Genomic DNA, 13,422 nt, shown 5'->3' with positions numbered 1-13,422 from the left:
TGCTGCGCGACAGCGCTACGTCGAAGAGGTAGTGGGGACTCCCACATTTGATCTCCATAATCCGCAAATATGTATTCCATACCCACAATAAAACGGGCCCCGACACAAGTGCCGGGGCCCGTAGTGACCACATCCCTGTGGTCGGTCGCATGAACCTGTAAGGTGCATTGAGCGGATATCAGCCTCGCCCGTGGCCGCCTTGCCTAAGTCCAGTCGATCAGTTACGCGTTACTCTGCTTTCAGGCCGTCGGCCGATACAGCTTTAACGCCTTTGATTTTCTTGGTGATAGCTACTGCCATTTCCTTCTGTGCGTCAGTCACAGCAACGGTGGAGGACAGGGAAACCACGCCTTTGTTGGTTTCGACTTTGATGTCGGTGCCAGGAATGCCTTTCTCGGTGACCAGATCAGCTTTGACTTTAGTGGTGATCCAAGTGTCAGAGGTCGCTTCTTTGGCCTTGGTCACTTCACCGGCGGCTACAACCATTGGAGCCTGGGAAGTCTGGGCGAACGCAACGTTAGCCATGGTCAGGGTCAGAGCGGTGGCAGTTGCAGCAGCGATAGCGAACTTCTTCATACGAGTAACTCCTGTTTTTTCGAAGGTCTGCAGCGTTTCAACGTTAATGCTGCAGGGTTACCAGTACTATTGCAGGCGCTGTGCCAAGTCTTCACGAGCAGTAATCGCCTTTAAAATCAACAAGTTAAAATATTTGTCGGTTTTCAAAATCGTGCAACTTGCATGAAGGCTATCGTGCCTGCATGCAACTTGCGGCTTTTGCCTTGGGCTAAACAGCTGATTTACCTTCACTTTCCCACAGCTATAAAAAAAGGACCCCGAAGGGTCCTCTTTTTCAGCGTGAAGCCTGGGGAGTAATTAAACGCCCGAAGCCTTGGCTGCTGCTACGTCCTTGATGGACAGCTTGATACGGCCGCGGTTGTCCACGTCCAGTACCAGCACTTCCACTTCCTGGCCTTCTTTCAGGATGTCGGTCACTTTCTCAACGCGAGCATCGCTCAGCATGGAGATATGAACCAGACCATCCTTGCCCGGCAGGATGTTGACGAATGCGCCGAAGTCGACGATGCGCTCAACCTTACCGACGTAGATCTTGCCGATTTCAGCCTCAGCGGTGATGCCCAGGACGCGCTGGCGTGCAGCTTCAGCAGCTTCCTTGGTTTCGCCGAAGATCTTGATCGAACCGTCGTCTTCGATATCGATCGAAGCCTTGGTTTCTTCACAGATCGCACGGATGGTCGCGCCGCCTTTACCGATGACATCACGGATTTTGTCGGTGTCGATTTTCATCGCGATCATGGTCGGAGCATTTTCCGACAGCTCGGTACGCGACTGACCAATGATCTGGTTCATCTGGCCGAGGATGTTCAGGCGCGCTTCCAGGGCTTGGCCCAGGGCGATTTCCATGATCTCTTCGGTGATGCCCTTGATCTTGATGTCCATCTGCAGCGCGGTCACACCCTTGGCGGTACCGGCTACCTTGAAGTCCATGTCGCCCAGGTGGTCTTCGTCACCCAGGATGTCGGTCAGGACGGCGAACTTCTCGCCTTCCTTAACCAGGCCCATGGCGATACCGGCAACCGGCGCCTTCATCGGCACACCAGCGTCCATCAGGGCCAAGGAAGCACCGCAAACGGAAGCCATGGAGCTGGAACCGTTGGACTCGGTGATTTCCGACACAACACGGATGGTGTACGGGAACACGTCAGCGGCCGGCAGCATGGCCGAAATCGAACGACGGGCCAGGCGGCCGTGACCGATTTCGCGACGACCAGCACCACCCATGCGACCACACTCACCTACCGAGAACGGAGGGAAGTTGTAGTGCAGCATGAACGGGTCTTTTTTCTCGCCTTCCAGGGTGTCCAGCAGTTGTGCGTCACGGGCAGTACCCAGTGTTGCAACAACCAGGGCCTGGGTCTCGCCACGGGTGAACAGGGCCGAACCGTGAGTCTTCGGCAGAACGCCGACTTCGATGTTCAGCGGACGTACGGTGCGGGTGTCGCGACCGTCGATACGTGGCTTGCCGTTGACGATGTTTTCGCGAACGGTGCGGTATTCGATCTCGCCGAAAGCAGCTTTGACTTCGCTGGAAGAAGGCTGGCCTTCTTCACCGGACAGCTTGGCAACAACCTGATCCTTCAGCTCACCCAGGCGAGCGTAACGGTCGGCCTTGATGGTGATGGTGTAGGCTTCGGAGATCGCAGCGCCGAACTCGGAGCGGATAGCGCCCAGCAGTTCGGTGGCTTCTGGCTGAGGAGCCCAGGTCCAGGTTGGCTTGGCAGCTTCAGCGGCCAGTTCTTTAACGGCGTTGATCACAACCTGGAACTCGTCGTGAGCAAACAGTACGGCGCCCAGCATCTGGTCTTCGGTCAGCTCTTTGGCTTCCGATTCAACCATCAACACGGCTTCCGAAGTACCGGCAACGACCATGTCCAGGCTCGAAGCTTTCTGTTGTTCGTAAGTCGGGTTCAGCAGGTAGCCGGTGCTTTCGTGGAACGCAACACGGGCAGCGCCGATCGGGCCATCGAAAGGAATACCGGAGATGGCCAGGGCAGCCGAGGTGCCGATCATCGCAGCGATGTCCGGATCGGTCTTCTTGCTGGTGGAAACGACGGTGCAGACAACCTGCACTTCGTTCATGAAGCCTTCTGGGAACAGCGGACGGATCGGACGGTCGATCAGTCGGGAAGTCAGGGTTTCTTTCTCGGAAGGACGGCCTTCGCGCTTGAAGAAACCGCCAGGGATCTTACCGGCAGCGTAAGTCTTTTCCTGGTAGTGAACAGACAGAGGGAAGAAGCCCTTGCCTGGATCGGCTTGCTTGGCACCAACGACGGTCACCAATACGCTGACGTCATCATCAACGGTGACCAGCACTGCGCCGGAGGCCTGACGGGCGATACGGCCTGTCTCAAGGGTAACGGTCGACTGACCGAACTGGAATTTTTTGATTACCGGGTTCACGGTGTCCTACCTTCTTTGTGGCTCTTGGGGAACTGGTCTTCTTGCGAAATTCTTGGGCAATGTCGGGAATCGGCCCAACCCTTGTCCAGGGGTAAAACGTGTATCCAGATAAAACTTGAGGCTGGGAGCCTGCCATGGGCCAGCGGGAATCCCACTGACACACGACAGACAACCAACCTCTAGCGCAATCGCTGATTAGCGACGCAGACCCAGGCGACCGATCAGAGTCTGATAACGACCCAGATCCTTGCCTTTCAGGTAGTCCAGCAGCTTACGACGCTGGTTTACCATGCGGATCAGACCACGACGGGAGTGGTGATCTTTACCGTTGGCCTTGAAGTGACCTTGCAGCTTGTTGATGTTGTGGGTCAGCAGTGCAACTTGCACTTCTGGCGAACCAGTGTCACCAACAGCTTGCTGATAGTCAGCTACGATTTGTGCTTTTTCTTGAACGTCGAGAGCCATGAGGCAATCCTTTTTTCAGGAAACCACCCAAAGGGCAGTTTCAACAGGCCAGGGACAAATCCCTGTATCTAAAAATGAGTGTTGACCGTGCCTGTTAACAGCCACACTCGTCCGGTCATTCTGACCGAATCAGTCGACGCGGCGCGATGCGCCCGTCTTCGCTCACTTCACCGATACCGATAAAACGACCGTTGTGATCTTGTACCCGCACCATGCCGAATTTCGGGGCATCCGGTGCGCGTACCGGCTGGCCGTTAAGCCAGTAGAACGCGCTGTGCTCCGAGAAGTGCAGCAATGGCCAATCCAGCAAACCGCTGTCCGATGGCATCAGGAAGCGATCAACTGCTTCGTTGCCGCCCTCGGCATGCACGGCTTCCAACTCTTCCAGCGTGACCGTCTGGGCCAGGGTGAAAGGGCCAGCCTGGGTGCGTCGCAACTCAGCAACGTACGCGCCGCAACCGAGCTGTTCACCAATATCTTCCACCAGGGTACGGATATAGGTGCCTTTGCTGCAATCCACCGCCAAACGTGCGGTGTCGCCTTCGCAGGCGAGCAATTCCAAGCGCGCAATAGTAACAGAACGCGGTTCGCGCTCCACTACTTCGCCCGCACGTGCCAGCTTGTAAAGAGGCTGCCCGTCACGCTTGAGAGCCGAGTACATCGGCGGTATCTGACTGATTTGCCCACGAAAAGCGGGTAAGGCAGCCTCAATATCTGCACGACCAACGGTCACGTCGCGAACCTGCAAAACATCACCTTCGGCATCGGCCGTGGTGGTGGTCTTGCCCAGTTGCATCAGGGTTTCGTAACCCTTGTCCGAGTCGAGCAGGTATTGGGAGAACTTGGTGGCCTCGCCAAAGCACAATGGCAAGACGCCAGTGGCCAGGGGATCGAGGCTCCCCGTGTGCCCGGCCTTCTCGGCATTGAGCAGCCAGCGGACCTTCTGCAACGCGGCATTGGAGGTAAAGCCAATGGGTTTGTCGAGCAGGATGATGCCGCTGACGTTACGACGGATACGTTTGACCTGAGCCACCGCTTACTCCTTGGCGTCTTCAGGTGTGGACAGATGCTGATTGTCTTCAGCCACGGCGCGCTCGATCAGGGCCGACAGATGCGCACCACGCACGACACTTTCGTCGTAGTGGAAGTGCAACTGGGGCACGCTGCGCAGCTTCATCTCACGGGCCAACTGCATCCGCAAAAAACCTGCGGCGGAGTTGAGCACCTTGATGCTTTGCGCGATTTCTTCGCTGTTGTCCTGGCCCATCACGGTGATGAAGATCTTCGCGTGACCGACGTCACGGCTCACTTCAACAGCGGTGATGGTGACCAGGCCAACGCGCGGGTCTTTGACTTCGCGACGGATCAGTTGGGCCAGCTCGCGCTGCATCTGATCGCCGATACGTTGGGTACGGCTGTATTCTTTTGCCATGTCTTGTTACCTGTTACTGCCACACGGTGAAACCCGTGGGGTCTGAAAGCGGCAAACGCCCGGCCTGACAAAAGCCAGACCGGGCGTTGCGTTTAGAGTCCGGACACTGCGCGGGGCATTTGCATGCCCACACGCGGCGTGGCTCCTGAAGTGCGCGAGTTAGAGGCTGCGAGCAACCTGGACCTTCTCGTAGACTTCGATCTTGTCGCCAGGCTTGACGTCGTTGTAGCTCTTGACGCCGATACCGCATTCCATGCCAGCACGCACTTCGGAAGCGTCATCCTTGAAGCGGCGCAGGGATTCCAGCTCGCCTTCGAAGATAACAATGTCTTCACGCAGTACACGGATTGGACGGTTACGGTGCACAGTACCTTCGATAACCATGCAACCGGCGATCGCGCCGAACTTCGGCGAACGGAACACGTCACGCACCTCGGCCACACCCAGGATGTTCTCCCGGACGTCGCTGCCAAGCATGCCGGTGAGGGCCTTCTTGACGTCTTCGATGATGTCGTAGATGACGTTGTAGTAACGCATGTCCAGGCCTTCCTGCTCGACGATCTTGCGTGCGCCAGCATCGGCACGCACGTTGAAGCCGAACAGTACAGCGTTGGAAGCCAGTGCCAGGTTGGCGTCGGACTCGGTGATACCACCGACACCACCACCGACAACACGCACTTGCACTTCGTCGTTACCCAGGCCGTTCAAGGCGCCGTTCAACGCTTCGAGGGAACCACGGACGTCAGATTTGAGGACGATGTTAAGCGTCTTCTTCTCTGCCTGGCCCATGTTCTCGAAGATGTTTTCCAGCTTGCCGGCGTGAGCGCGAGCCAGTTTGACTTCGCGGAACTTGCCTTGACGGAACAGAGCCACTTCACGGGCTTTCTTCTCGTCCGACAGCACGCTCATCTCGTCGCCAGCGTCCGGGGTACCGTCCAGGCCGAGGATCTCGACAGGGATGGATGGACCCGCTTCCTTGATTGGCTTGCCGTTCTCGTCGAGCATGGCACGTACACGGCCATAGTTCGAACCGACCAGCACCATGTCGCCTTGGCGCAGGGTACCGTCTTGAACCAGAACGGTAGCAACCGGGCCACGACCTTTGTCGAGACGCGATTCAACCACAACACCACGACCCGGGGCCGATGGCGTTGCTTTGAGTTCCAGGACTTCGGCTTGCAGCAGAACCGCTTCGAGCAGTTCGTCTACGCCAGTACCGACTTTAGCCGAAACCGAAACGAACGGCGTATCACCGCCCCACTCTTCGGAAGTCACACCGTGAACCGACAGTTCGCTACGGATGCGATCAAGATCAGCGCCCGGCTTGTCGATTTTGTTCACGGCAACAACCAGTGGAACACCAGCGGCCTTGGCGTGCTGGACAGCTTCAATGGTCTGCGGCATTACGCCGTCGTCCGCTGCAACTACCAGGATCACGATGTCGGTCGCCTTGGCACCACGGGCACGCATTGCGGTAAACGCGGCGTGACCTGGGGTGTCAAGGAAGGTGACCATGCCGCGCTCGGTTTCAACGTGGTACGCACCGATGTGCTGGGTGATACCACCGGCTTCGCCGGCAGCTACCTTGGCACGACGGATGTAGTCGAGCAGCGAGGTCTTACCGTGGTCAACGTGGCCCATTACGGTCACGACTGGTGCACGGGAGAAGGTCTCGCCTTCAAACTTCAGGGACTCGGCCAGGGAGTCTTCCAGAGCGGTGTCGCTGACCAGGGTCACTTTGTGGCCCAGTTCTTCGGCTACCAGTTGAGCAGTTTCCTGATCAAGCACCTGGTTGATGGTCGCTGGAGTACCTAGTTTGAACATGAACTTGATGATTTCAGCCGCCTTGACCGACATCTGATTGGCGAGATCGCCAACCGTGATGGTCTCGCCGATCTGCACATCACGCACGACAGGGCCGGTTGGGCTCTGGAAACCGTGGGCGTTGCGTTTCTTCAGCTTGGCCTTGCCGCGACCACCACGACGGAAGCCATCGCTTTCTTCGTCGGTAGTGCGTGGCGCAACGCGTGGAGCAGGCGCTTTCTCTTTGACCGAGGCACGATGCGGAGCGTTTTTACGCTCGCCATCGCCACCACCACTGCGACGATTGTTATCGTCGGCACGTGGTTTGTCCGGACGACGAGGTTCGTCGCGCTTGCGAGCGTCAGCAGCAGGTGCTGGAGCAGCGGCAACCGGAGCGGCCTCACGCACAGCTTCAACAGGCGCGCTAGGTGCAGCGACTGCGTCAGTAGCGGATTGCGCAGCAGCAGGCTGGCTACGCGCTTCTTCTTCGGCGCGACGCTTGGCTTCTTCTTCAGCCTTCTGGCGTGCAGCATTTTCTACTGCGCGACGTTCGTCCATCTCGCGTTTGCGCTCGGCTTCGATTTCTTCCGGGCTGCGCTGTACGAAGACTTTCTTCTTACGCACTTCAACGCTGATGCTCTTGCTACCAGCCACCCGCAGGGTGCTGGTTGTTTTGCGCTGCAATGTAATCTTGCGCGGTTCTTCCACTTTCGCCTTGTGGCTGCTTTTCAAGTGAGTCAGCAACGATTGCTTCTCACTGTCGCTCACATGTTCCTCGGCGGCGGTGTGCGGCAGACCTGCCTCACGCATCTGCTGCAACAGGCGCTCTACCGGTGTTTTGACCTCATCGGCCAGTTGTTTCACCGTGACTTGCGTCATGCACTTCTCTCCTCAGGCCGCGCCTAATTACTCGAACCAATGGGCTCGGGCGGCCATGATCAACTTGCCGGCACGATCATCGTCAATGCCGTCGATGTCGAGCAGGTCGTCAATAGACTGCTCGGCCAGGTCTTCGCGGGTAATTACGCCGCGCACCGCCAGTTCCATCGCCAAATCCTTGTCCATACCCTCAAGCGAGAGCAGGTCTTCGGCCGGATGGGCGTCTGCCAGCTTTTCCTCAGTAGCGATGGCTTTAGTCAACAAGCGATCCTTGGCCCGAGCGCGAAGCTCGTTGACGGTGTCTTCGTCAAAGCCGTCGATGTTGAGCATTTCCTCCACCGGTACGTAGGCAATCTCTTCCAGGCTGGTAAAGCCTTCATCTACCAGCACCTGTGCCAGGTCTTCGTCGACTTCCAGCTCGTCGATGAAGTTGCGCAGGATGTCGCCGGTTTCTGCTTGCTGCTTAGCCTGGATGTCCGATTCGGTCATGACGTTCAGGGTCCAGCCAGTCAACTGGCTGGCCAAACGTACGTTCTGACCACCGCGACCGATGGCCTGGGCCAGATTGTCTGCGCCAACGGCGATGTCCATTGCATGGGCATCTTCGTCAACAATAATTGCCGCGACTTCAGCCGGGGACATGGCGTTGATCACGAACTGCGCCGGGTTATCGTCCCACAGCACGATATCCACACGCTCACCGCCCAATTCGCCCGACACTGCCTGGACGCGCGAACCACGCATACCAATGCAAGCGCCCTGCGGGTCGATGCGTTTGTCCTTGGAGCGGACCGCGATCTTGGCGCGCGAACCCGGGTCGCGGGACGCAGCCATGACTTCGATCAGGCCTTCGGCAATTTCCGGCACTTCGATACGGAACAGCTCGATCAACATTTCCGGCGCGGTACGCGACAGGATCAGTTGAGGGCCACGGTTCTCGGTGCGGATTTCCTTGAGCAGCGCACGCAAGCGCACGCCAACACGGAAGGTTTCGCGGGAAATGATGTCTTCACGGGCCAGCAACGCTTCAGCGTTGTTACCCAGGTCGACGATCACGTTGTCGCGGGTCACTTTCTTCACGGTGCCGGAGATGATTTCCCCCAGGCGCTCGCGATAGGCGTCAACGACTTGAGCACGCTCGGCTTCGCGGACCTTTTGCACGATGACTTGCTTGGCAGTCTGTGCAGCGATACGACCGAACTCGATGGACTCGATCTTTTCCTCGACGACGTCACCAACCTGGGCACCAGGATGCGTTAGCGCAACCTTGCTTGGCCAGGTTTCGATGGCCGGATCATCAAGATCGGCTTCTTCGACGACCGTCCAGCGACGGAAAGTCTCATAGGCTCCGGTGTGGCGGTTGATTTCCACACGCAGATCAACTTCGTCTTCAAAACGCTTTTTGGTAGCAGTGGCCAGGGCCAGCTCCAGCGCTTCAAAAATCACGTTTGCCGGTACGCCCTTTTCATTGGATACCGACTCAACAACCAGCAGTACTTCTTTGCTCATCGTACGCCTCGCCTTTCGCAAGCCATTGGATCCGCGGGATCCGCAGTTTCTGGCACGTCTCAGTCAAAACTGGGAATAATGTTGGCCTTGTCGATCATATCGATCGGCAACAGGAACTCGTGGTCTTCTACCTGCACCACTACATCCTGTTCTTCTACACCGCGCAGAAGGCCCTGAAAGTTGCGTCGCCCTTCAAAGGGAGATCGCAGCTTGATCTTCACTTGTTCACCGACATATTTAGCAAACTGCTCAATAGTGAACAGTGGGCGTTCCATGCCTGGCGAGGAAACTTCGAGGGTGTATTCAACGGCGATCGGATCTTCAACATCCAGGACACCGCTGATCTGACGGCTGACAATGGCACAATCGTCCACCAGCACACCGCCCTCTTTATCGATATAAACGCGCAACATTGAGTGGCGACCTTGAGCCGAAAACTCAATACCCCAGCATTCATAGCCTAGGGCCACGACCACCGGGGCCAGCAAGGCCTGCAACTCTTCTAGCTTGCTCGACACCTGAACCCCCTCGTGCATGTATGTGCATGCTGTGCAAAATAAAAAAATGGGCGAAACGCCCATCCTTGAAACGCCGTCGAACAGCGGCGTTGAAAGTGTCCAGCTAACAAAAAGCCCCTTAAAAGGGGCTCCGCTAAAACTGGTTGCGGGGGCCGGATTTGAACCGACGACCTTCGGGTTATGAGCCCGACGAGCTACCAGACTGCTCCACCCCGCGACAAAGCTGGGGCGGAAGTATACGACCGATCCCTTACAGGGTCAATGTAACCTTCCACCTACAAGAAAGCCCGCAATTGCGGGCTCTCCTGATAATTGGTACCGAGAAGGGGACTCGAACCCCTACACCCTATGGGCACAACCACCTCAAGGTTGCGTGTCTACCAATTCCACCACCTCGGCAATACAGCGCTTACAACCCTTCTTACTTTTGCTCTTGAGCTGGAGGTACGTCAGTCGCTGGAGTAGCCGACTTTTGCTCTTGAAGCACCGGGACATCATCAGAAGCCGGTTTTGCTTTTGGAACTTCCAACACCGCTGGATTTGGCAAACCTGCCTGAGTCAGCACTTGAGCTTTCTCTTTAGCAAAGTAACCTAACCCCAAGCTGGTTATGAAGAAACCTGCGGCAAGTATAGCAGTAAACTTACTAAGAAAGGTAGAGGAACCTTGGCTTCCGAACACAGTATTTGAAGCACCTGCCCCGAAAGACGCACCAGCGTCCGCACCCTTGCCCTGTTGCAGCAATACCAGGGCAACAACGCCCAGCGCACCCAACAGATGAAAAACGACTACGACTGTTTCCAGCATTTTCTCAGTTTCCCGCGGCGCGACAAATCGCACCGAACTCATCTGCATTCAGGGAAGCTCCACCAATGAGCCCCCCATCGATATCCGGCATGCCGAACAGTTCGACCGCATTGGCCGCCTTCACGCTGCCGCCGTATAGAAGCCGCACACCTTGTGCGACCTCAGAATTCTCTGCCGCCAACTGCGCGCGGATGGCTGCGTGCACATCCTGCGCCTGTTGCGGTGTAGCAGTCAGCCCGGTACCAATGGCCCAGACCGGCTCGTAAGCAATTACTGCCTTTGCAAATGCACCAACACCCAGCTCCTCGATGATGCTGCCCAACTGACGCGAGACAACTTCAAGAGTCTTGCCGGATTCACGCTGCTCAAGGGTCTCCCCTATGCACAACACGGGAATCAGGCCACAAGCCTGTGCCGCTGCGAACTTGCGATTGAGTGTCCCATCACGCTCGCCCATCATCTGACGGCGCTCGGAGTGCCCAACGAGCACATAGGAACAACCTGCATCAACCAGCTGACTCGATGCAATCTCACCGGTCAACGCACCCTGCATGGCTTCTACCGCGCAATTCTGCCCGCCGACCTGGATCGACTTGCCTTTCAAGCCATCAACCACTTGGTTGATATGCAAGCAAGGCGGGAATACCGCGATATCGACGCCGCTCGGCAGGGCCAAGTGACGAAGGCCATTGACCAGCTCAGCGACACTGGCGCGGGTACCGTGCATCTTCCAGTTACCAGCTACCATAGTGCGACGCATGCTGTACCTCGTCGGTCAAAGTGGGCGCAGATGTTACCCAACCGCATCATCACTGGCAAGCCGAATTCAGGCGCAAACTTCAGTTACCAGTTTTGCCAGCTCTTCGGCATAGCCGCGAACCTGTGTTTCGTCATCGCCTTCGACCATGACACGCACCAAAGGCTCGGTTCCCGACTTGCGCAACAGGACCCGGCCACGGCCAGCCATGGCGACGGTAACGCGCTCACAGGCTTCTTTGATCGCCGGGTGCTCGATAGGGTTTTCGCCCCCCGAGAAACGCACATTGAGCAGCACCTGAGGGCACTTGCGCAAAGCCTGGCGCGCCTGGGCCAGGCTTTCTTCACGGCGACGCAAGGCCAATAGCACTTGCAACGCGGCAATGATCGCATCGCCGGTTGTGGTGTGCTGGAAGCACACAACATGCCCCGAATTCTCGCCACCTATCACCCAGTTACGCTCCAGCAACTCGGCGATCACGTAGCGGTCGCCAACATTGGCCCGCACGAACGGAATCCCCAGGTCGGCCAGGGCCAACTCCAGCCCCAGATTGCTCATCAGGGTACCGACCACACCACCTTGCAGCTTGTTGCGCTCCTGCAGGTCGCGGGCAATGATGAACAGCAGGTCGTCACCATCAACAATGGCGCCGGTATGGTCGACCATCAATACGCGGTCGCCGTCGCCATCAAAGGCAATCCCCAGGTCCGCGTGCTCAGCCAATACTGCAGCCTGCAATTGGCCCATATGGGTCGAACCACAGTTATCGTTGATATTCAGACCGTTAGGCTGGGCCGACAACACGGTGACCTCGGCGCCCAACTCCTTGAACACGCTAGGGGCTACCTTGTAGGTCGCACCATGGGCACAATCGATGACAATCTTGAGCCCGGCAAAATTGGTGCTGGTGGGCACGCTGCTTTTACAAAACTCGATATAACGACCCGAAGCGTCGTTGATCCGCGAAACCTTGCCCAGCTTGCTCGACTCGACGACGGTCATCGGCGCATCCAGCAACTCTTCAATCATGTGCTCAATCTCGTCCGGCAGCTTGGTGCCCTGGCCCGAGAAGAACTTGATGCCGTTGTCATCATGGGGATTGTGCGAAGCGCTGATCACAATCCCGGCTTGCGCGTGAAAGGTACGCGTGAGGTAAGCGATCGCCGGCGTAGGCATCGGCCCCAGCAACATCACGTCAGCCCCGGCAGCGGACAGACCCGCTTCCAGCGCAGATTCGAACATATAGCCGGAAATCCGCGTGTCCTTGCCGACCAGGATGCGACATGCCCCCATGCTGCGGAAGGCCATCCCGGCCGCCCAGCCCAGCTTGAGCATGAAATCCGGAGTGATCGGGAACTCGCCGACCCGACCACGAATACCGTCGGTGCCAAAATATTTTTTAGTCATAAGTGCTCCATCATTCTTATTCGGCTGATTCTACCGCTTCGATCATCCGCACGACGTCAACTGTCTCGGCCACATCATGCACCCGCAGAATGCGCGCGCCCTTGGCCACGGCAAGCGCCGCCAGGGCCAGGCCGCCATGCAGGCGTTCGCCCACCGGGCGATTCAAGGCCATGCCTATCATGCTCTTGCGCGACACCCCAACCAACAGGGGGCGACCAAGGGCGTGCAGGGACTCCATATGCTTGAACAGGCTCAAGTTGTGCTGCAAGGTTTTGGCAAAACCAAACCCCGGATCGAGGATGATCCGCTCTGGCGCAATGCCCGCGACGGCGCATTGGGCAATGCGCTCGACAAGAAATTCCGTCACTTCATCAACAAGATTGTCGTAGTGAGGGGCATCCTGCATCGTCCCGGGCTCGCCGAGCATATGCATCAGGCAGACAGGCAGCCCCGTGGCAGCAGCTGCATCCAGCGCTCCGTCGCGCTGCAGTGAGCGGACGTCGTTGATCAAGCCAGCCCCGAGCCGTGCGGTTTCACGCATGACGGCGGGCGTCGAAGTGTCTACTGAAATGATTACATCCAGCTCGCGGTGGATTCGCTCAACAATCGGCGCAACACGCTCCATCTCCTCCAACGGGGAAACAGCACGTGCGCCAGGCCGGGTTGATTCACCACCGACATCGATAATGGTCGCACCCGCAGCCACCATCGCTTCCGCATGGCGCAATGCCACATCCAGCTGACTGAAGCGACCACCGTCGGAAAAGGAGTCAGGGGTTACATTGAGAATGCCCATGACATGAGTATGGGCCAAATCAAGAACCCGGCTGCCGCAAGGCAACCGGGTGGAGGACAACGCAGAAGTCAT

General features: G+C 57.4%; 12 protein-coding genes and 2 tRNA genes. All 14 read right to left on the bottom strand.

Annotated features, from left to right (window positions below; genetic code table 11):
• Nucleotides 1–228 precede the first annotated feature (228 nt).
• Nucleotides 229–576 (bottom strand): BON domain-containing protein, encoded by a 348-nt coding sequence (locus KL786_RS24195; protein ID WP_032862919.1) that lies wholly within the window; start codon nt 574–576, stop codon nt 229–231.
• 297 nt (nt 577–873) lie between these two features.
• The gene (pnp, locus tag KL786_RS24190; RefSeq protein ID WP_032862917.1) at nt 874–2,979 is read right to left on the bottom strand and encodes a polyribonucleotide nucleotidyltransferase; all 2,106 of its coding nucleotides are present in this window, start codon (nt 2,977–2,979) and stop codon (nt 874–876) included.
• Between the two features lie 195 nt (nt 2,980–3,174).
• Entirely contained in the window at nt 3,175–3,444 is a 270-nt protein-coding gene (gene rpsO, locus KL786_RS24185; RefSeq protein WP_003177875.1) for a 30S ribosomal protein S15, read from the bottom strand.
• A 115-nt stretch (nt 3,445–3,559) separates the two neighbouring features.
• Nucleotides 3,560–4,477 carry a tRNA pseudouridine(55) synthase TruB gene (truB, locus tag KL786_RS24180; protein WP_003176136.1) on the bottom strand — a complete coding sequence of 306 codons (918 nt, stop codon included), beginning with the start codon at nt 4,475–4,477 and terminating at the stop codon, nt 3,560–3,562.
• A 3-nt stretch (nt 4,478–4,480) separates the two neighbouring features.
• Nucleotides 4,481–4,876 carry a 30S ribosome-binding factor RbfA gene (gene rbfA, locus KL786_RS24175; RefSeq protein ID WP_215519215.1) on the bottom strand — a complete coding sequence of 132 codons (396 nt, stop codon included), beginning with the start codon at nt 4,874–4,876 and terminating at the stop codon, nt 4,481–4,483.
• Nucleotides 4,877–5,035: 159 nt separating this feature from the next.
• Nucleotides 5,036–7,558 (bottom strand): translation initiation factor IF-2, encoded by a 2,523-nt coding sequence (gene infB, locus KL786_RS24170; RefSeq protein ID WP_032862915.1) that lies wholly within the window; start codon nt 7,556–7,558, stop codon nt 5,036–5,038.
• 27 nt (nt 7,559–7,585) lie between these two features.
• Entirely contained in the window at nt 7,586–9,067 is a 1,482-nt protein-coding gene (nusA, locus tag KL786_RS24165) for a transcription termination factor NusA (protein ID WP_029298976.1), read from the bottom strand.
• Nucleotides 9,068–9,126: 59 nt separating this feature from the next.
• A complete protein-coding gene (gene rimP, locus KL786_RS24160; protein WP_032862957.1) occupies nt 9,127–9,585 on the bottom strand; it encodes a ribosome maturation factor RimP in 459 nt (152 codons plus the stop codon).
• 140 nt (nt 9,586–9,725) lie between these two features.
• Nucleotides 9,726–9,802 (bottom strand) — tRNA-Met (locus KL786_RS24155).
• Between the two features lie 96 nt (nt 9,803–9,898).
• Nucleotides 9,899–9,984: transfer RNA gene (locus KL786_RS24150), tRNA-Leu, on the bottom strand.
• Nucleotides 9,985–10,006: 22 nt separating this feature from the next.
• On the bottom strand, nt 10,007–10,390 hold the full coding sequence (secG, locus tag KL786_RS24145; RefSeq protein ID WP_032862914.1) for a preprotein translocase subunit SecG: 384 nt from the start codon (nt 10,388–10,390) through the stop codon (nt 10,007–10,009).
• Between the two features lie 4 nt (nt 10,391–10,394).
• Entirely contained in the window at nt 10,395–11,150 is a 756-nt protein-coding gene (gene tpiA / locus KL786_RS24140) for a triose-phosphate isomerase (RefSeq protein WP_032862913.1), read from the bottom strand.
• 66 nt (nt 11,151–11,216) lie between these two features.
• Nucleotides 11,217–12,554, bottom strand: coding sequence for a phosphoglucosamine mutase (gene glmM / locus KL786_RS24135; RefSeq protein WP_090292965.1), 1,338 nt, complete (start codon nt 12,552–12,554; stop codon nt 11,217–11,219).
• A 16-nt stretch (nt 12,555–12,570) separates the two neighbouring features.
• Nucleotides 12,571–13,422, bottom strand: a complete 852-nt coding sequence (gene folP / locus KL786_RS24130; RefSeq protein WP_215519214.1) for a dihydropteroate synthase — start codon at nt 13,420–13,422, stop codon at nt 12,571–12,573.

The sequence above is a fragment of the Pseudomonas sp. TAE6080 genome, assembly GCF_018732265.1.
Taxonomy (GTDB): domain Bacteria; phylum Pseudomonadota; class Gammaproteobacteria; order Pseudomonadales; family Pseudomonadaceae; genus Aquipseudomonas; species Aquipseudomonas brenneri.
The sequence above is the reverse complement of the archived record's forward strand: the minus strand, read 5'-3'. Positions and strand labels throughout refer to the sequence as shown.